Here is a 17,498-nt window from a genome sequence, read left to right on the forward strand (position 1 = left end):
TCGCCGCATCTGGCGATTCCCTTGCCGCATCACGTCTTCATGGTGTTTGTTGCCCCGCATGGCTCAACGCAAGACTCTCCTCATCGTCGACGACGACCAGGACCTTCGCGGGGCGATCGCAGAGCAGTTGCAGGCCGAGGGCTTCGAGACGCTCGAGGCCCCGACCGCCGGCGATGGCGTCCGCGCCGCGCGCGAAACCAAGCCCGACCTGATCCTGCTGGACGTGGACCTTCCCGACATGGACGGCCGCGACGCCTGCAAGCGCATGCGCGAGGACGGGGTCCAGGCTCCGGTCATCATGCTCACCGCGGCGTCCACCGACGAGGACACCGTCCGCGGGCTGGATTCGGGCGCCAGCGACTATGTGACCAAGCCCTACAAGTTCGCCGTCCTGCTGGCGCGCATCCGCGCCCAGCTCCGCGACTACGAGCATTCGGAAGGCGCGATCTTCCGACTGGGCGCCTACGAGTTTCGGCCGGCGGCCAAGATGCTGATGGACGAGCGGGGCCGGAAGATCCGTCTCACCGAGAAGGAGACGAACATCCTGAAGTACCTCTACCGGGCCGGCGAGAAGGCGGTCTCGCGCGAGGAGCTTCTGGCCGAGGTGTGGGGCTACAACGCCGGCGTGACCACCCATACGCTGGAGACCCACGTGTATCGCCTGCGCCAGAAGATCGAACCCGACCCGGCCAACGCACGCCTCCTTCTGACCGAGCAGGGCGGCTACCGCCTGGCGCCCTGAACGCCGTTACCCCCGGTCCACGGCGAACGGTGAGAAGGCCTGCTGGACCGGCATCAGCTCCAGCGTGTTCACATTGATGTGGGCAGGCAGGCGCAGCACGCTCTCGCACACCAGGGCCACGTCGTCGGCGCTCATGGCGTGGACACCGGCGTAGACCTTGCCGGCGGCCCCCTCGTCGCCCTTGAAGCGCACCACCGAGAATTCGGTCTCGGCCATGCCCGGCTCGATCGAGGTGACCCGCACCTTCGTTCCCAGGAGGTCGGCGCGCAGGTTCAGCGAGAACTGGCGCACGAAGGCCTTGGTGGCGCCGTACACGTTGCCGCCCGGATAGGGGTAGCTCGCCGCCACGGACGACAGGTTGAGCACGTCGCCGCGATTGCGGGCCACCATGCCGGGCAGCACGGCGCGCGTCACCCGCGCCAGGCCGGCGACGTTGGTGGCGATCATCGTCTCCCAGTCGGCGAGGTCGGCCTCGTGCGCCTTGCCGAGGCCGAGCGCCAGGCCGGCGTTGTTGTAGAGGATGTCGATGTCCGCGAAATCGGCGGGCAGGGCCTCGACGAACCCCGCGACCTGACCCGCGTCGGTCACGTCCAGCACCCGCGGCAGCAGCCGGTCGGTCCCGAGGTCGGCGGCGAGCGTATCGAGGCGGGCCTGTCGCCGGCCGGTGGCGATCACGCGGGCGCCGCCGGCGATCAGCCGCCGGGCCATCGCCTCGCCGAACCCGGAGGTTGCGCCCGTCACCAGGGCGATGCGGCCTTGGGCCCAGGAAGGATCGCTCATGCCGTCCCGATAGGCGTCGCGGCCGACGCCATCAAGCACCGTCGCACAGGCGGTGGACATCGGCCCGGGCCGGCGTATCGTCGCCCGCCATGTCGTGGGCCCAGCTCTACATGGACGCCGAGATCAAGCCGAACCGTTCGCTGTCCGAGCGGGGCTTCGTGATCCTGATCGCGTTCATCACCCTGGTGAACGTCGCCTCGGCGATGATCTTCGTGAGCCAGGGCGCCGCCTGGGTGGTCCCCTTCCTCGGCCTGGACGTCCTGGCCGTGGTGGTCGCCTTCATCGTCAGCTATCGCAGCGGCCAGATCGTGGAGCGGGTCCAGGTGAGCCCATCGGCGATCCGCGTGACCTGGGAATCGCCGCGCGCGCAGCGGCTGGTCTGGGAGAGCCCGACCGCCTTCACGCGGATCACCCTCGAACGGGACGAGGAGGACCGGGTCATGGGCCTGCGCCTCGCGCTCTCGGGCCGCGAGACGCCGGTGGCCGCAGCGCTGAGTCCCGGCGAGCGGGGCGAGTTCGCCAAGGCCCTGGAACAGGCCATCTGGCAGGCCCGGCGGCACAGGGGCTGAGCAGAGTCGGGCGGGGAGCCTCAGCCCTCGGCCACCACCGCCTTGAGCGCCTCCAGGCGGCGGTCGTCGGCGGGGTGGGTCGAGATCACCTCGGGCGGGCGCGTGCCGCCATCGTTGCGGGCCGCCATGCGTTCCCAGAAGCGGACGGCGGCGGCCGGATCCAGCCCGGCCCTGCGCATCAACCCCACGCCGACCGCGTCGGCCTCCAGCTCATGCCGTCGAGAATAGGGCAGGATGACGCCGAACACGGCGCCCATGCCCAGCGCCGCCCCGATCTCGTCGGCCCATTCTCCGCCCTCGCGCGACATCAGCACCTGGGCCAGGGTGACGCCGGCGTTGACCGCCAGCTCCTGGCTCACGCGTTCGGCCGGATGGCGGGCGACGATGTGGCCGATCTCGTGGCCCACGACCGAGCCCACCTCCTCGTCGTCGCCGGCCAGGTCCAGCAGGCCCCGGAAGAACCCCACCCAGCCGTTCGGCAGGACGAACGCGTTCAACTCGGGGCTGTCCAGTACGGTGAAGCGCCAGTCGAGGTCGGAGCGGCCGGACGCGTCCACCAGCGGGCGCGCGATGCGGGCCAGGCGCGCCTGGACGGCGGGGTCGGCCACCGGCGGGTGCTTGCCAGCCACCTCGGCCCAGGCCTGGTCCGCCATCGTCGCGAGCTGGCCGTCGTCGACCAGCACGAGCTGGCTGCGGCCGGTCGTGGCGTTCTCGGTGCAGGCCGCCACACCCCAGGCCGAGAGGCCGGCCAGGAAGCCCCGCCGCGACCCGCAGCGGCCGCACATCAGAGGATGAACTTCGAGAGGTCCGCGTCCTGCGCCAGGCCGCCGATGCGGTCCTGGACGTAGGCCGCATCGATGGCGATGGTCTCGCCGCTCCGGTCGGCGGCCGTGAAGCTGATCTCTTCCATGACCTTCTCCAGCACCGTCTGCAGCCGTCGCGCGCCGATGTTCTCGACCGAGCCGTTCACCGCCACGGCGGCGTCGGCCAGGGCGTCCACGGCGTCTTCGGTGAACGTCAGCGTCACCCCCTCGGTTGCGAGCAGGGCCTGGTGCTGGCGGATCAGATTGCCCTCGGGCTCGCTCAGGATGCGACGCATGTCCTCGCGGGTCAGCGCCTTCAGCTCGACGCGGATCGGGAGGCGGCCCTGAAGCTCGGGCAGCAGGTCCGAGGGCTTGGCCACATGGAAGGCGCCCGAGGCGATGAACAGGATGTGGTCGGTCTTCACCGGTCCGTACTTGGTCGAGACGGTGGTTCCCTCGATCAGGGGCAGGAGGTCGCGCTGGACTCCCTCGCGGCTGACGTCGGCGCCGGCGCGGTCCTGGCGGCTGGCCACCTTGTCGATCTCGTCCAGGAAGACGATCCCCTGGCTCGCGGCCAGTTCGAGCGCCTCGGCGGTGAGGGCGTCCTGGTCGAGGAGCTTGTCGCTCTCCTCGGCGAGCAGCGGGGCGTAGGCGCCCGCGACCGTGGTCTTGTGCGTCTTGGTCCGGCCGCCGAAGGCCTTGCCGAACATGTCGCCCAGATTGAGCATGCCCATCGACGCGCCCGGCTGGCCGGGAATGTCCATCATCCCCAGCGGCGACGAGGTGTCGGCGAGCTGGAGCTCCACCTCCTTGTCGTTCAGCTCCCCGGCGCGCAGCTTGCGGCGGAAACTCTCGCGGGCGGCCGTGGATCCGGGGCCGGTCAGAGCGTCCAGGATCCGCTCCTCGGCGGCGGCTTCGGCGCGGGCGCGCACGCCGGCCCGGCGCTTTTCGCGCACCATGGCGATGGCGCTCTCGACCAGGTCGCGGACGATCTGGTCCACGTCGCGGCCCACATAGCCCACCTCGGTGAACTTGGTGGCCTCCACCTTCAGGAACGGGGCCTGGGCCAGCCTGGCGAGGCGGCGGGCGATCTCGGTCTTCCCGACGCCGGTCGGGCCGATCATCAGGATGTTCTTGGGCGTCACCTCGTCGCGCAGGTCGTCGGGCACGCGGCGGCGGCGCCAGCGGTTGCGCAGCGCCACGGCCACGGCCTTCTTGGCCTCGTTGTGGCCGACGATGAAGCGGTCGAGCTCGGAGACGATCTCGCGGGGAGAGAATTCGGTCATGTCGGGTCTCAGATAGTCACGAATCGAGCGCGGCAAGGCGCCTACAGCACTTCCACCGTGAGGCTTCCGTTCGTGTAGACGCAGATGTCGGCGGCGATGCCCATGGCCTTGCGGGCGACGGTTTCGGCGTCGAGGCCATCCACGTCTGCCAGCGCCCGCGCGGCGGCGAGCGCGTAGTTGCCGCCCGAGCCGATGGCGGCCACGCCGTGCTCGGGCTCCAGGACGTCGCCGACTCCGGTGACGGTGAGGATCTGGTCCTTGTCGGCGACGATCAGCATGGCCTCCAACCGGCGCAGGTACCGGTCCGTCCGCCAGTCCTTGGCCAGGTCGACGCAGGCGCGGGCGAGTTGGTCGGGGTACTGCTCCAGCTTGGCTTCCAGCCGTTCGATCAGCGTGAAGGCGTCCGCGGTGGACCCGGCGAAGCCGGCGATCACGCGGCCGCCCGCCAGCTTGCGGACCTTCTTCGCCGTGCCCTTGACGACCGTCTGGCCCATGCTGACCTGGCCATCGCCGGCCACGACGGTGCGGCCGTCCTTGCGCACGGCCAGGATGGTGGTGCCGTGCCAATCGGGGAAGGTTGAGGTATTCGACATCGGCGCGATGTGAGCAGCCGGACCGCGCCGGTCAAGCCGCCCCGGGGCGAAACCATGTCGTTCACCGACGAAGAGATCGAGCGCTACGCCCGTCATCTGGTGTTGCGCGAGGTGGGCGGGCCGGGCCAGCAGCGGCTGAAGGCGGCGCATGTGCTGGTGGTGGGCGCGGGCGGCCTGGGCGCGCCCGCGTCGCTCTATCTGGCGGCGGCCGGGGTGGGTCGGATCACCATCGTGGACCCCGACGTGGTGGACCGCTCGAACCTCCAGCGCCAGGTGATCTACGCCGAGGACGATCTGGGCCGGCGCAAGGCGACCGCCTCGGCGGCGCGGCTGACGGCCATGAACCCCAACGTCCGCGCCGAGGGCCGGGTCCAGGCGCTGGACGCCGCCAACGCCGACGACCTGATCGCCGGGGTCGACGTCGTGCTGGACGGGACCGACAACTTCGAGGTCCGCTTCGCCGTCAACGCCGCCTGCGTGCGCCACGGCAAGCCGCTGGTCTCGGGCGCCATCGGCCGCTGGACCGGGCAGGTGGGCGTGTTCGGCGCCCGGCCCTGCTACCGCTGCCTGGTGCCCGAGATCCCGCCCGACGCCGAGACGTGCGTGGCCGTGGGCGTCGTCGGCGCCCTGGCCGGCGTGATCGGCTCGATGATGGCGCTGGAAGCCATCAAGGTCCTGACGGGCGCGGGCGAGCCGCTGGCGGGCCGGCTCCTCGTCTACGACGCCCTGGCGGGAGAGACCCGGACCGTGCGCATCGCAGCCGACCCGGAGTGCACGGTGTGCGGCGGGGACGGACTCACCTCCGTGGAATAGGGGCCGGAAGGCGCGGCGTTTTCGCCGAAGAAGAGGTACGGCTTGCCATTTCCCGAACGGCCGTTAGACCGCTGGGCGATGGCAGACGACGTGACGAAGACTCCCGCGCGCACAACCCCGTCGGCGGCCACGGCCAGTCCGGGGGAAACCTATGACGACCGGCCGTTCCACTCGGACGGCCTGCCGCCCGAGGTCCGCGCGCCGCTGGCGCCGTTCAACGGCGAAGAGCCGCCGTCGCCCGCCTGGTTCCGGTGGGCCGTCGCCCAGGAGCCCGAGCGTACGTTCGTGGAATCCCTGGGGACGAAGCTGGAGGCGCTGTCCTGGGGCGAGCGGGGACGGCCGGGCCTCCTGCTCGTCCACGGCAACAGCGCCCACGCCGAATGGTGGAGCCCGCTGGCGCCGTACCTGGCCAAGTCGTACCGGGTCACGTCCATGTCGCTGGCCGGCATGGGCAATTCGGACTGGCGCGAGTCGTACCGCTTCCAGGACTTCGCCGCAGACGCCGAGGCGGTCAGCCGGGCGACGGGCCTCTATGACGGGGGGCGCAAGCCCATCTATATCGGCCACTCCTTCGGCGGCGGACAGGTCTTCTACGCCGCCGCGCGCCATCCCGAGCACATGCACGCCGCCATCCTGGTGGACACCGGCTTCGGCGGCCCCCCGCCCGAGGTGCTCGAAGAGCGGAAGAAGCGCGCCGAGCTGCTGGCCAACAACCCCAGCCCCGACCGTCCCAGCCGGGTCTATCCGACGTTGGCCGCCGCCCTCGCGCGCTTCCGGCTGATGCCGCCGCAGCCGGCCGAGAACTACTATGTGCTGGATTTCATCGCCCGCCGCTCGCTGAAGCGCGCGCCCTTGCCGGAAGGCGGCGAAGGGTGGTGCTGGAAGTTCGACCCCAACATGTGGGAGAAGCTGGATCGTTCGGACGGCCTGATGCAAGGCGGCCCGGCGCCGGACCTCAAGGTCCCTATGATCCACCTGTACGGCGATAAGAGCCTGATCATCGAACGGCGGGGTTCCGGCGAGCCTGGCTTCCTGTCCCAGCTCGTCCCGGAGATCGAGATCCCGGATTCACACCATCACGTCATGATCGACCAGCCTCTGGCCCTGGTGGCCGCGCTCCGGACGCTGCTGGCGACCTGGCCGCATTGAACGCTTCGCCGCATTGAACCCGCAGGGCGGTTCGTGTATCGCCCCTCCAAACCAAGCAGCTTCGAGGGCGACATCCCGATGGCCGGAGACGGTTCCGACTACCACCGCGGCGCGATGGACATCGCCGAGCAGACCGCCACCTACAACCTGGTGATGGCCCTGACGAAGTGGGGGTCGCTCTACACCGCCGCCGGCGTCTTCTTCTTCACGCTGCTGTTCTGCACCCATACGGGCTTCCTCGGCTCGCTGGCCTCGGCGCTCGTGCTGATCGCGGCCGGGACGTTCCTCCTTCGCAGCAAGCCGGACGCCGCCGCGCACTGACGCGCAGGAGACCCGATCCCGACCGGCCTCCGCGAAAGCGGAGGCCTTGTCGTGTGCGGGCGCCAGAAAGCCTTCAAACGATCGTTTGAAATCTGCGGTGCGGCGGCTGGACAAGCCGCGACAACGCCCCCTATGGTCCGCCGCTGCCGCGCCGAGGGCGCGCTTGCGAGGGGGAACTTGCGCACATGGCCGTCATCGCCGTCACCAAGGAGCGCAAGGCCGGCGAGACGCGGGTGGCCGTCACACCCGAAACGGTGAAGAAGCTCATCGGCGCAGGGTTCTCGGTGGTGGTCGAGGCCGGCGCCGGAGCCGGCGCCTCGATCCCCGATGCGGACTATGAGGCCGCCGGCGCCGCACTCGCCAAGACGGCCGGGGACGCCGCCGGCCAGGCCGACGTGCTGTTCAAGGTGCGCGGGCCCGAGGCCGACGAAATCAAGGCGCTGAAGGCCGGCGCCTATGTCGTGGCGCTCCTGAACCCCCACAACGACAAGGCGACGCTCGAAGCGCTGGCCCAGCAGGGCGCGAGCGCCTTCGCGATGGAGTTCGTGCCGCGGATCACGCGCGCCCAGGTGATGGACGCCCTGTCGTCCCAGGCCAACCTCGCCGGCTACCGCGCGGTGATCGAGGCGGCCGAGGCCTATGGCCGGGCGCTGCCCATGATGATGACGCCCGCCGGCACCATCGCGCCGGCCAAGGTCTTCATCATGGGCGTGGGCGTGGCGGGCCTACAGGCCATCGCCACCGCGCGCCGCCTGGGCGCCGTGGTGACCGCCACCGACGTGCGCCCCGCGACCAAGGAACAGGTGGAGAGCCTGGGCGCCAAGTTCATCGCCGTCGAGGACGAAGAGTTCCAGAACGCCCAGACGGCCGGCGGCTACGCCAAGGAGATGAGCGCCGGGTACCAGGCCAAGCAGGCCGAACTGATCACCGGCCACATCGCCAAGCAGGACGTGGTCATCACCACCGCCCTGATCCCCGGCCGGCCGGCGCCGCGGCTGGTGACCGCCGCCCAGGTGGCCTCGATGAAGCCGGGCTCGGTTCTGGTGGACCTGGCCGTCGAGCAGGGCGGCAACGTCGAAGGCGCCAGGCTGGGCGAAACCGTCGTCACCGCGAACGGGGCGAAGATCATGGGCCACGCCAACCTGCCGGGCCGGATCGCCGCCGACTCCTCGGCGCTCTACGCCCGCAACCTCGTGGCCTTCGCCGACCTGTTCAAGACCAAGGAAGGCGCCTTCGCCCCCGATCTCGAGGACGAGATCCTGAAGGCCAGCCTCGTCACCCACGGCGGCGCCGTGGTCCATCCCTCGCTCAAGGCCTAGTCCGGAGACACAATCATGGACGTCGATCCGACCGTCTTCCGCCTGGCGATCTTCGTGCTGGCGATCTTCGTGGGCTATTATGTGGTGTGGAGCGTGACGCCGGCGCTGCATACGCCACTGATGGCCGTCACCAACGCGATCTCGTCGGTGATCATCGTGGGCGCCCTGCTGGCCGCCGCGGCCAGCGGCTCGGGCGGTGAACTGACCCAGAACGTCCTGGTCTCCAAGGGCGCCGGCGCGGTCGCCGCGGCCCTGGCGGCGGTCAACATCTTCGGCGGCTTCCTCGTCACCCAGCGGATGCTGGCGATGTACAAGAAGAAGGACAAGGGCAAGTGAGCGGCTACGCTCGTAACGCCGAACTGTCCCGCGCCGTCATCCTGGCCGCCGCCGGCGCCGGCCTGATCGGATTGAATCAACAGATGCCCGGCACGCCCGCCGGCACGGTGCTCGCCGTCCTGGGCGGACTGGGCGTGGCCGTAGGCCTGGCGCTCGTCGTCCGGACCTTCCTCAAGCGCTCGGGGGGCGCCGACCAATGAACGCCAACATCGCGGCGATCCTCTACCTCGTCTCCGGGGTGCTCTTCATCCTGGCCCTGCGTGGCCTGAGTTCGCCCACCACCAGCCAGGCGGGCAACCGCAACGGCATGATCGGCATGGCGATCGCCGTCGGCACCACGCTGTGGCTGCTGGGACCCAGACTGGACGCCCTGACGGTCGGCCTGATCCTGGGCGGCGTGGTGGTCGGCGGCGGGATCGGCGCGGTGATCGCCCGGCGCGTGGCCATGACCTCGATGCCGCAACTCGTGGCCGCCTTCCACTCGCTCGTCGGCATGGCCGCGTGCCTCGTGGCGGTCGCCGCCATCTACACGCCCGACGCCTACGGGATCCTGGGCGACGACGGCCGCGTCCACCTGATTTCCCTGGTCGAGTTGAGCCTGGGCCTGGCCATCGGCGCCATCACCTTCTCGGGCTCGGTGATCGCCTTCGCCAAGCTGAACGGCAACATGAGCGGCGCGCCCATCCTGCTGCCCGCCCGCCACCTGCTGAACATCGCCATCGGACTGGCGATCGTGGCCCTGGTGGTGGTGCTGGTGATGAGCGGCGGCCAGGCGCTCTGGGCGTTCTGGGCCATCTTCGCCCTGGCGCTGCTGATCGGCGTGACCCTGATCATCCCCATCGGCGGCGCCGACATGCCGGTCGTCGTCTCGATGCTGAACAGCTACTCCGGCTGGGCGGCCGCGGCCCTGGGCTTCACGCTGGAGAACGTGACCCTGATCATCACCGGCGCCCTGGTGGGCAGCTCGGGCGCGATCCTCAGCTACATCATGTGCAAGGGGATGAACCGCAGCTTCATCTCGGTGATCCTGGGCGGCTTCGGCGCCGAGGACGGGGCGGCGGCCGAGGGCGGCCGGATCGAGACGCGCCCCGTGAAGCAGGGTTCGGCCGACGACGCGGCCTTCATCATGAAGAACGCGTCGAAGGTCATCATCGTCCCCGGCTACGGCATGGCCGTGGCCCAGGCCCAGCACGCGCTGCGCGAGATGGCCGACAAGCTGAAGGAGGAGGGCGTGGAGGTGAAGTACGCCATCCACCCCGTCGCCGGCCGGATGCCCGGGCACATGAACGTCCTGCTGGCCGAGGCCAACGTCCCCTACGACGAGGTGTTCGAGCTGGAGGACATCAACTCCGAGTTCGCCACCGCCGACGTGGCCTTCGTCATCGGCGCCAACGACGTGACCAACCCGGCCGCCAAGACCGACCCCAAGTCGGCGATCTACGGCATGCCGATCCTGGACGTGGAGAACGCGCGCACCGTGCTGTTCGTGAAGCGCGGCATGGCGGCGGGCTACGCAGGCGTCGAGAACGAGCTCTTCTTCCGCGACAACACCATGATGCTGTTCGCCGACGCCAAGAAGATGGTCGAAGGCATCGTCAAGGGCCTCTGACCCGGAGGGCGGGGGCGCCCTCCGCCGGCCTCAGGCGAACGGGTCGGGCGGGGTGAGGCCCTGGCCGACCACGCCGATCGGCGCCTCGACGCCGGGCGCCGGGCCGCGAACGTGGATCAGGATGTAGCCGTCCGACGCGCCGTCGCCGTCCAGGTCCACCTCCATCCGCGTCCAGTCCGCGGGCGCGACGGTGACGCCGTAGTCCCCGCCCGGCGGCGTCAGCCCATCGAACGGCGGGTTCATCTGGCCGGTCAGGCCCGTCGAGCCGTCCTGGCCGCCGTCCGGCGTGGGACGCAGCGGCTTCCCCGCAGGATCGTAGGGCGGCGGCTTGATGGCGTGGCCGCTAAACGAGAAGATCCGGTCGCCCTCGTCGGCCGAAAAGTCGGCGATGGTCCCCAGCAAAAGATCGGCGCGTCCCATCGCCACCGGAGCCTTGATCACGAACGTGTCCGCTCCCGCGCCGCCGATCGCCACCGTACCGCCATCCAGTTCCAGACGGTCGTCGCCGGCGCCGCCGTCCAGCGTATCCTGACCCCCGCCGCCGCTCAGGGTGTCGTTGCCGGCGCCCCCCAGGATGTGTTCGTTCGCCGCCGTGCCCTGGATGCTGTCGTCGCCGTCTCCGCCGCGGAGGGTGACGACCTCGCCCGTATCGGGCGTGGGCGAAAGCGCGATGTCAGGCTCGGGCGCCGCCGCCGGAGCGATCTCCACCTGCGGCGTGACCGGCGCCTCGCCCGACGTGTCGGACGCCAGCGCGGCCGCAGGTTCGGGCGCCGTCTGCGCTGAGGCGATCAGCGTCGTCGCCCGCTCGGGCGCCGGTTGCGGCGCGGCGGCCTGGGCGGCGGCTTCGCGGCTGTGGACGACAGCGTCGTCCTCGACGGGCGGCGGCGTGTCCGCCGGGGGCGCAAGGTCGGTGGCCGGCGCCGCCTGGGCGGTGTCGCCGATGCCGGCCGTCTCGTAGAAGAACGCCGTCGCCGCCAGCAGCGCCAGGAAGGTCTGACCCTGGCGGGCCGTGAGGCCGAACGGAAGGATGGTGGCCGACTGCGGCGACACAGCGTCTTCGGTGGCCAGCAGGCGGTCGCGCAGGGCGGTGTGCAGGTCGGCGCTCTCGCCCACGGTGTCGTCGACGGCGGAATGCACCACGAACCGGCCGCCGATGCGGGCCACGTGGATCAGCACATCCCCGGACTCATCGGTCACCACGCACCAGGGGTCTCCGTCGTCGGTGGCCCCGAAGACCACCTCGACGTGAACGCCCGCGGCCGCCAGCTGATCAGCGAGGGCCTCCAGGCGCGCGCGTTCCGCCGCGGACCAGTCGCCGCTGTCGCGCATGCGGACGATGAAGGGAACGACCTGACCCATCGACTGAGAAAGCCTCTCCAGACGGCTAGCCCGCGGCCCGGCCCGGCTGAACCCGCAGCGCCGGGGACGGGCTCGTCACGGACTGGCCCGCAGCTTCGGCGCCGAAGAGCAGCCGGTACAGCTCGGGCTCGTAATAGCGAAGCAGGGTCTTGGCGAAATCGCCGGGCTCCAGGCCCAGCGCCTCGGCCCAGGCGCCCTGGGTCTCGATCGGAAGCCGGCCCAGCCCGCTCTCGACCTGCGAGACGAAGGTATAATACCGCAGGCCGACCCGCTCGGCCAGTTCCGCCTGGGTAAGGCCGGCGGCCTCGCGGGCCGTCTTCAGCCAACGGCCGGCCTGCTGGCGCAGGGCCTTGGTATGGGCGGCCTTGGCGGGATCGGCGGCGGGTCTCGGCATCAGGCGCTCCGGGGCGTCGCGTCGCGCTTGCGCGACAACGCTCGGCCCGATAATACAGTAATTACGCAACAACTTTATACGCGACGTGTAGCCGCTCGTCACGGACTACCACGCCGCCTGGTTCCAGGAAAGCAATGAAGCGCCTTCTCGTCTCCGCGGCCGTCCTGCCGCTTCTCCAGGCCGCGGCCCATGCCGAGACCAAGATCTCGACGGCGACGACCAACCCGGTCCGGACCGCCACCATCGCGGACGGCCAACCCGACCACATCACGATCGAGGCGGCGGGGTCGATCGCACCGACGGCATCGGGCGCGGCGGTCACGGTCGACAGCTCCAACGCCGTGACCAACGCCGGCGCGATCAAGTTCGACGACGTCAGCGACGCCACCGGCATCCTGATCACGCCCGGCGTGGCGATGGCGGTCGTCAACGCCGGCACGATCAGCCTCCTGGAAGATTACACCGCCACCGACGCCGACGGCGACGGCGACCTGGACGGGCCGTTCGCCCAGGGCAGCGGCCGCTTCGGCATCCGTGCGACCGGCGGCGACTCCGTCATCGGCGACATCATCAACAACGGCGCCATCTCGATCGAAGGCGTCGACTCCGGAGCCATCTCGGTGGAGATGCGGCTGATCGGCAACCTGACCAGTTCGGGCGCGATCACGGTCGTCGGTGACCGCGGCGTGGGTATCCGGGCGGACTCGGTCTCGGGCGACGTGACGGTCACCGGGGCCATCTCCGTCCAGGGCGAAGGCAGCGTCGGCGTGCGGACCGGCGCGGTGGACGGCGGCCTGGTCATCCAGAACACCCTGATCGCCACCGGCTATCGCAGCACCGAACGGGCGACGGAAGCCGTGCGCGCCAAGCTGGACGCCGACGACCTGAAGCAGGGGGGCTCGGCCCTGCGCATCACCGGCAGTGTCGGCCGCGGCGTCCTCCTGGACCGGCCGCCGGCCGACACCGACGCCGACAACGCCGACGAGGACAATGACGGCGTGGCCGACGCGGCCGAAGGCACGGCGTCGGTGGTGTCGTTCGGGACGGCTCCGGCCATCGACATCGGCGGCCCGGCCCCGATCACCCTGGGCGCCGTCGGAACCGGCGACCTGGCCTACGGCTTCGTGAACCGGGGCGCCGTCGCGGGCGCCGGGGTCAACGACGGCGTCAGCGCCACGGCCCTGCGGATCGGTCCGGGCGTGACGGTCCAGGGCGGCCTCCACAACGTCACCGGCGCCACCATGTCCTCGCAGGCCTATTCGGCCCAGGCGACCACCGTGCTGATCACGCAGGACGCCGACGTCGCGACGCTGCGCAACGGCGGCTCCATCACGGCGGCCCAGTCCGGCGGCCTGCACGACGCAAGGGCCCTCGTCGACCTCTCCGGCTCGCTGCGTCTCATCGAGACCTCCGGGACGCTCAGCGCCGTGGTGACGCCGGCGAGCGGCGTGACCCAGACGGGCCGCGCGATCGCGGCGGACCTCACGGCCAACACCACCGGGATCACGTTGCGCCAGCAGAAGGTCAACACCACCGACGCCCCGGCGATCGTGGGCGAGGTGCTGTTCGGCGCGGGCGACGACCGGTTGGAACTCCTGGGCGGGACCCTGAGGGGCGAGATGAACTTCGGCGCGGGAGCCGACACGCTGGTCATCGACGGCGGCGCGACCGCGACGGGCCGCATCGTGGACGCCGACGGGCGACTGGCCGTGGACGTCCGCGAAGGCCGCCTGGCGGTGGCCAACACCGACACCCTGACCCTTACGTCGCTGACCCTGGGCGAGAAGGCGGTGCTTGCGGTCACGCTCGACCCGGACAACGCGGCGACGCGGTTCAACGTGACCGGCGCCGCCAGCCTCGCGACGGGCGCCCAGGTGGACGTCACCCTGACGGGGCTGTCCCGCGGCGAGCGGTCGTACCAGCTGGTCCAGGCCGGGAGCCTCGCGGTCGACGGAAGCGGGCTCTCATTGGCCGGCGCGCCCTGGCTCTATCAGGCCAACCTGCGGGCCGATGCGTCCGCTGGCGCGCTTTTCGTCGACCTGCGGCCGAAGACGGCGGCCGAACTGGGGCTCAACAGGTCCGGCGCCCAGGCGTACGGCGCCGTCTTCGACGCCCTGGACCGCAACAACGCTCTCGAGACCGCGTTTCTGGGCGCGGCCAGCCAGGCGGGCTTCGACGCGCTCTACGAACAGATGCTGCCGGACCATTCCGGCGGTGTGATGATGTCGGCCGCCCAGGTCTCTTCGGCGGTCTCGTCGGCCGTGGCCCAGGCCGGCGGCTCGGACACGAGCGGCACGGGGCTCTGGGCTCAGGAAGTTCTGTTCCATATCCGCCGCGACGCCCGGGACGCGGCCGGCTTCAAGAGCCAGGGCTTCGGATTCGCCGCCGGCGCCGATGTCGACACCGGTTCAGGCGCCGTGGGCGCGAACGTCAGCTTCGTCAGCGCCGACGTGAGGGACCGCGGCGCGGCGGCCGGCGAGGAGATCACCATGAGCGTGCTGGGCGCCGGCCTCTACTGGCGCCTGGACGGCGGCCCGCTTCAAGCCGCGGTGCGGGGCGGACTGGGCTACGTCTTCCTCGACGGCGACCGCCGCCTGGTGGCGCCGGATGTCGAGCTGCGGACGAAGGCCGACTGGAACGCCTGGATGGCCGAAGCCTATGCGGCCGTCTCCTACGAGGTCGGGCTGGGGGCCTTCTACGTCCGGCCTGAGCTCTCGCTCAGCTACATGCGGCTGGCCGAGGACGGCTATGCCGAAACCGGCGGCGGCACGGGCTTCGATCTTTCCGTCGACAAGCGGACCAGCGACATGCTGACCGGCGAGGCGCTGCTGGCCCTGGGCTGGCGGTTCGGCGACGAGGTCTATTTCGCCCCCGAACTCAAGGTGGGCTACGCCGCCCGTCTCGCAGGCGGTCCAGGCAAGACGACGGCGCGCTTCGAGGGCGGACCCGACTTCACCCTCACGCCGGAGGACGCGTTCGACGGAGGTGTGGTGGCGCGGGCCGGCTTCCGGGGCGGCGGCTCGCGCTTCGCCTACGCGGTGAACGGGGGCGCCACCGTGGACAGCGACTACACGGCCTACGACGTCCGCGCGACCGTCCGCTTCCAATTCTGAGCCCAGGCCCGGCCGCTGTCTCCTAGCCGGCCCGCCCCATACGCCGCCACACCCAGCCGCCGACGGTGGCCCCGAACGCGGTGATGAGCGTACCCCAGGCGATGTCGATCACCGTGATGTGCGTCGACCAGACCTTCAGCGTGGCCTGGTTGGTGAGGTCGTAGGTGGCGTAGCAGAGCGCGCCCAGGACGCCGCCCGTGATCGTCGTCCTGATCAGCGGCTTGTCGCGGTTGGGCCAGAGGGCCAGCGCCATCACGCCGGCGATGTAGGCGAAGTAGAAGACCGCCGCCGGCCCGATCCGCGCGCTGGGCAGGACCACGGCCTCGAGGGTCGGGAAATACACCTTGGGCCCGAACTGGGTGAGCCAGACATAGTCCACCGCCGCGAAGGCCACGCCCATGGCCAGATAGGTGACGATCAGCCGAACCATCCGTTCCCCCTTCACCGCCCTACGCCGGCCGCAGCCGGTAGTGGCTGACGCCCCATTCCTGTCCGCCACGATGGCCGAACAGCCCCGCCGTGGCGAGGAAGAACAGCCGCCAGCGCCGATGCCACAACGTCGCCTCGTCGCCATACGTCCGCGCCAGAACAGGGCGGATCGCCGCGATGTTGCGATCGTAGTTCTCCAGCCAGTGCAGGGCGGTCTTCTGGTAGTGGGTCCCGTTCCAGCGCCAGTCGTCCTCCAGGGCGAACAGGTCGGGGAACTGCGCGATCAGGCCGTGGCTGGGCATCACCCCGCCCGAGAAGAAGTGCCGGGCGATCCAGTCCGCCTCGTCGTCCACGTCGAAACGGTACGGCGTGGTCCGGTGGGTGAACACGTGGATGAACAGCCGCCCGTCGGGCTTCAGCCAGGTCTTCACGCGGGACAGAAGCGCGCGCCAGTTGGCCATGTGCTCGAACATCTCCACCGAGACCACGCGGTCGAAGGCCCCGGGCGCCTCGAAGTCGTTCATGTCGCAGGTGACGACCTCGAGGTTCGAAAGTCCGCGCTCGCGGGCGCGGTCCATGATGAAGGCCTTCTGGCTGGCCGAGTTGGAGACGGCGGTGATCCGCGCGCCGGGGTAGGTCCTGGCCATCCACAGGCTCAGCGAGCCCCAGCCGCAGCCCAGCTCCAGGATATGCTGGCCGTCGCGCAGGTCGGCATGGGCGGCCGTCTCGGCCAGGCCGTGCTCCTCGGCCTGAGCCAGGGTGTCGCCGGCGTTCCGGTAGAGGGCCGAGGAGTATTTGAGCTGGGGCCCCAGGCAATTCAGGAAGAAGTCCGCCGGCACCTCGTAGTGCTGGGCGTTGGCCGCCTCGGTGTGCTCGGCGATGCGGCGCTCGGCCATCTCGCGCGCGAAGACGGCGTCGGCGTCCGGGCCGGCGGCGGAAAGCTGGCGACGGGCGTTCGCGACCAGCAGCTCGATGGCCGTGCGGCGGACGACGTCGGGAAGGGGGGCGCCCTCGAAGGTGTCGATGACGGCGGCGGTGAGGCTCATGCGGAACTCAGGCTTTCTTGGGCGGAAGAGGAAAGAAGACGGAGACGCGCCGCTGATAATCCCGGAAGGCCTCGCCACGCGACCTCAACATGGCGTCCTCCAGCGGCGGGACGCCCGAGACATGGCGAAGCAGCCCGTACATGACCGCCGGCGCGACGAGGGACAGGAACGTGACCGGACGGGCGGGATCGAGCGCCATGACGGGATACGCGCACCAGCCCAGCCACTGGAAGAAGTAGTTGGGATGCCGCGACCAGGCCCAGAGGCCGGTCTCGATCACCCGCCCCTTGCAGGCCGGGTCGGCGCGGAACCGCTTCATCTGGGCGTCGGCCAGGGTCTCACCGGCCAGCGCGGTCAGGAACAGCCCGGCCGCGAGCGCGTCCCGGAGATCCAGCGCCGCCTCCGGTCGGCGCGCGGCGACCACCACCGACAGGGCCAGCAGCGCCGAGGCTGGCGCCTGGGGCAGGCTGACCCAGAGCATCCGCAGCGGATACGTCGCCGGGTCGCCCGCACGGAACGCGGCGTAGCGCGGATCCTCGGGATGACCGGCCACCCTCGGCGTCAGGTAGCCGCCCAGCCGCAGGCCCCAGGCCAGCATGAAGGCCGCCACCAGCGCCTGGCGGGCGAACGCGCCCGGACCGTCGAGCGGCCACAGCGCGGCCGCCGCCAGCACTCCGCCGGTCCCGAAGCTCCAGAACACGTCGGTCCAGCCGCCGTTCCGGACGGCGAGTCCGAACGCCCAGGCGGCGAGCATGACCGCGAGCATGGCGCCCAGCGCCCCAAGGACGATCTCGAAAAGCATGCGTTGCACTCCCCTCGCCATACGACCACGATCGG

Annotated in this window: 19 protein-coding genes; 10 read left to right on the forward strand and 9 right to left on the reverse strand. The window is 70.7% G+C overall.

Annotated elements, in window-relative coordinates:
- Positions 1–58: 58 nt before the first annotated feature.
- Positions 59–742: a response regulator transcription factor gene (locus tag WG212_RS00380; RefSeq protein ID WP_293382537.1), complete on the forward strand. Its 684-nt coding sequence runs from the start codon at positions 59–61 to the stop codon at positions 740–742.
- Positions 743–748: 6 nt separating this feature from the next.
- Here the strand turns inward: WG212_RS00380 and WG212_RS00385 are convergent, their stop codons facing one another.
- Positions 749–1,582, reverse strand: a complete 834-nt coding sequence (locus WG212_RS00385; protein WP_337185078.1) for an SDR family NAD(P)-dependent oxidoreductase — start codon at positions 1,580–1,582, stop codon at positions 749–751.
- A 29-nt stretch (positions 1,583–1,611) separates the two neighbouring features.
- Here WG212_RS00385 and WG212_RS00390 point away from each other — a divergent pair, with 29 nt between their 5' ends.
- Positions 1,612–2,091 (forward strand): DUF2244 domain-containing protein, encoded by a 480-nt coding sequence (locus tag WG212_RS00390; RefSeq protein ID WP_337185079.1) that lies wholly within the window; start codon positions 1,612–1,614, stop codon positions 2,089–2,091.
- A gap of 20 nt (positions 2,092–2,111) precedes the next feature.
- Here the strand turns inward: WG212_RS00390 and WG212_RS00395 are convergent, their stop codons facing one another.
- From WG212_RS00395 to hslV, 3 genes are read right to left on the reverse strand one after another with little or no spacing between them, the layout of a single operon-like run.
- Positions 2,112–2,876: a M48 family metallopeptidase gene (locus WG212_RS00395; RefSeq protein WP_337185080.1), complete on the reverse strand. Its 765-nt coding sequence runs from the start codon at positions 2,874–2,876 to the stop codon at positions 2,112–2,114.
- Positions 2,876–4,180 (reverse strand): ATP-dependent protease ATPase subunit HslU, encoded by a 1,305-nt coding sequence (gene hslU / locus WG212_RS00400; RefSeq protein WP_337185081.1) that lies wholly within the window; start codon positions 4,178–4,180, stop codon positions 2,876–2,878. Before hslU ends, WG212_RS00395 begins: the two co-directional genes overlap by 1 nt.
- A 41-nt stretch (positions 4,181–4,221) precedes the next feature.
- The gene (gene hslV / locus WG212_RS00405; protein WP_337185082.1) at positions 4,222–4,773 is read right to left on the reverse strand and encodes an ATP-dependent protease subunit HslV; all 552 of its coding nucleotides are present in this window, start codon (positions 4,771–4,773) and stop codon (positions 4,222–4,224) included.
- A gap of 54 nt (positions 4,774–4,827) precedes the next feature.
- On the opposite strand from hslV, the gene WG212_RS00410 reads away from it, so the two are divergent.
- The 7 genes from WG212_RS00410 (at position 4,828) to WG212_RS00440 (ending at position 10,320) form a co-directional block, all read left to right on the forward strand.
- Entirely contained in the window at positions 4,828–5,586 is a 759-nt protein-coding gene (locus WG212_RS00410) for a HesA/MoeB/ThiF family protein (RefSeq protein ID WP_337185083.1), read from the forward strand.
- 90 nt (positions 5,587–5,676) lie between these two features.
- Positions 5,677–6,735, forward strand: a complete 1,059-nt coding sequence (locus WG212_RS00415; RefSeq protein ID WP_337185084.1) for an alpha/beta hydrolase — start codon at positions 5,677–5,679, stop codon at positions 6,733–6,735.
- Positions 6,736–6,813: 78 nt separating this feature from the next.
- Positions 6,814–7,056, forward strand: a complete 243-nt coding sequence (locus WG212_RS00420) for an aa3-type cytochrome c oxidase subunit IV (protein ID WP_337185085.1) — start codon at positions 6,814–6,816, stop codon at positions 7,054–7,056.
- 185 nt (positions 7,057–7,241) lie between these two features.
- Positions 7,242–8,375 (forward strand): Re/Si-specific NAD(P)(+) transhydrogenase subunit alpha, encoded by a 1,134-nt coding sequence (locus WG212_RS00425; RefSeq protein ID WP_337185086.1) that lies wholly within the window; start codon positions 7,242–7,244, stop codon positions 8,373–8,375.
- A gap of 12 nt (positions 8,376–8,387) precedes the next feature.
- Positions 8,388–8,711 (forward strand): proton-translocating transhydrogenase family protein, encoded by a 324-nt coding sequence (locus WG212_RS00430; RefSeq protein ID WP_337185237.1) that lies wholly within the window; start codon positions 8,388–8,390, stop codon positions 8,709–8,711.
- Complete coding sequence (locus WG212_RS00435; protein WP_337185087.1) at positions 8,708–8,911, forward strand: hypothetical protein; 204 nt, start codon at positions 8,708–8,710, stop codon at positions 8,909–8,911. The genes WG212_RS00430 and WG212_RS00435 overlap by 4 nt, the downstream gene beginning before the upstream one ends.
- On the forward strand, positions 8,908–10,320 hold the full coding sequence (locus tag WG212_RS00440; protein WP_337185088.1) for an NAD(P)(+) transhydrogenase (Re/Si-specific) subunit beta: 1,413 nt from the start codon (positions 8,908–8,910) through the stop codon (positions 10,318–10,320). The genes WG212_RS00435 and WG212_RS00440 overlap by 4 nt, the downstream gene beginning before the upstream one ends.
- 30 nt (positions 10,321–10,350) lie before the next feature.
- Here the strand turns inward: WG212_RS00440 and WG212_RS00445 are convergent, their stop codons facing one another.
- The gene (locus WG212_RS00445; RefSeq protein WP_337185089.1) at positions 10,351–11,679 is read right to left on the reverse strand and encodes a hypothetical protein; all 1,329 of its coding nucleotides are present in this window, start codon (positions 11,677–11,679) and stop codon (positions 10,351–10,353) included.
- A 25-nt stretch (positions 11,680–11,704) separates the two neighbouring features.
- The gene (locus WG212_RS00450; RefSeq protein ID WP_337185090.1) at positions 11,705–12,073 is read right to left on the reverse strand and encodes a helix-turn-helix transcriptional regulator; all 369 of its coding nucleotides are present in this window, start codon (positions 12,071–12,073) and stop codon (positions 11,705–11,707) included.
- Between the two features lie 134 nt (positions 12,074–12,207).
- Between WG212_RS00450 and WG212_RS00455 the strand changes: the two genes are divergently transcribed.
- On the forward strand, positions 12,208–15,186 hold the full coding sequence (locus tag WG212_RS00455; RefSeq protein WP_337185091.1) for an autotransporter domain-containing protein: 2,979 nt from the start codon (positions 12,208–12,210) through the stop codon (positions 15,184–15,186).
- A gap of 22 nt (positions 15,187–15,208) precedes the next feature.
- Here the strand turns inward: WG212_RS00455 and WG212_RS00460 are convergent, their stop codons facing one another.
- The 3 genes from WG212_RS00460 to WG212_RS00470 are packed head-to-tail and all read right to left on the reverse strand — an operon-like array spanning position 15,209 to position 17,463.
- The gene (locus WG212_RS00460) at positions 15,209–15,616 is read right to left on the reverse strand and encodes a DUF2177 family protein (protein ID WP_337185092.1); all 408 of its coding nucleotides are present in this window, start codon (positions 15,614–15,616) and stop codon (positions 15,209–15,211) included.
- Positions 15,617–15,635: 19 nt separating this feature from the next.
- The gene (locus WG212_RS00465; RefSeq protein ID WP_337185093.1) at positions 15,636–16,661 is read right to left on the reverse strand and encodes a cyclopropane-fatty-acyl-phospholipid synthase family protein; all 1,026 of its coding nucleotides are present in this window, start codon (positions 16,659–16,661) and stop codon (positions 15,636–15,638) included.
- Positions 16,662–16,668: 7 nt separating this feature from the next.
- On the reverse strand, positions 16,669–17,463 hold the full coding sequence (locus WG212_RS00470; RefSeq protein WP_337185094.1) for a DUF1295 domain-containing protein: 795 nt from the start codon (positions 17,461–17,463) through the stop codon (positions 16,669–16,671).
- Positions 17,464–17,498: the final 35 nt, after the last annotated feature.

The organism is Phenylobacterium sp. (genome assembly GCF_037189685.1).
In the GTDB taxonomy this organism is placed as follows: domain Bacteria; phylum Pseudomonadota; class Alphaproteobacteria; order Caulobacterales; family Caulobacteraceae; genus Phenylobacterium.

Bases quoted from the DNA above. Each gene is read 5' to 3' on its own strand.
- WG212_RS00380 (WP_293382537.1), top strand. From the start codon at position 59: ATGGCTCAACGCAAGACTCTCCTCATCGTCGACGACGACCAGGACCTT.
- WG212_RS00385 (WP_337185078.1), bottom strand. From the start codon at position 1,582: ATGTCCACCGCCTGTGCGACGGTGCTTGATGGCGTCGGCCGCGACGCC.
- WG212_RS00390 (WP_337185079.1), top strand. From the start codon at position 1,612: ATGTCGTGGGCCCAGCTCTACATGGACGCCGAGATCAAGCCGAACCGT.
- WG212_RS00395 (WP_337185080.1), bottom strand. From the start codon at position 2,876: ATGTGCGGCCGCTGCGGGTCGCGGCGGGGCTTCCTGGCCGGCCTCTCG.
- hslU (WP_337185081.1), bottom strand. From the start codon at position 4,180: ATGACCGAATTCTCTCCCCGCGAGATCGTCTCCGAGCTCGACCGCTTC.
- hslV (WP_337185082.1), bottom strand. From the start codon at position 4,773: ATGTCGAATACCTCAACCTTCCCCGATTGGCACGGCACCACCATCCTG.
- WG212_RS00410 (WP_337185083.1), top strand. From the start codon at position 4,828: ATGTCGTTCACCGACGAAGAGATCGAGCGCTACGCCCGTCATCTGGTG.
- WG212_RS00420 (WP_337185085.1), top strand. From the start codon at position 6,814: ATGGCCGGAGACGGTTCCGACTACCACCGCGGCGCGATGGACATCGCC.
- WG212_RS00425 (WP_337185086.1), top strand. From the start codon at position 7,242: ATGGCCGTCATCGCCGTCACCAAGGAGCGCAAGGCCGGCGAGACGCGG.
- WG212_RS00440 (WP_337185088.1), top strand. From the start codon at position 8,908: ATGAACGCCAACATCGCGGCGATCCTCTACCTCGTCTCCGGGGTGCTC.
- WG212_RS00445 (WP_337185089.1), bottom strand. From the start codon at position 11,679: ATGGGTCAGGTCGTTCCCTTCATCGTCCGCATGCGCGACAGCGGCGAC.
- WG212_RS00450 (WP_337185090.1), bottom strand. From the start codon at position 12,073: ATGCCGAGACCCGCCGCCGATCCCGCCAAGGCCGCCCATACCAAGGCC.
- WG212_RS00455 (WP_337185091.1), top strand. From the start codon at position 12,208: ATGAAGCGCCTTCTCGTCTCCGCGGCCGTCCTGCCGCTTCTCCAGGCC.
- WG212_RS00460 (WP_337185092.1), bottom strand. From the start codon at position 15,616: ATGGTTCGGCTGATCGTCACCTATCTGGCCATGGGCGTGGCCTTCGCG.
- WG212_RS00465 (WP_337185093.1), bottom strand. From the start codon at position 16,661: ATGAGCCTCACCGCCGCCGTCATCGACACCTTCGAGGGCGCCCCCCTT.
- WG212_RS00470 (WP_337185094.1), bottom strand. From the start codon at position 17,463: ATGCTTTTCGAGATCGTCCTTGGGGCGCTGGGCGCCATGCTCGCGGTC.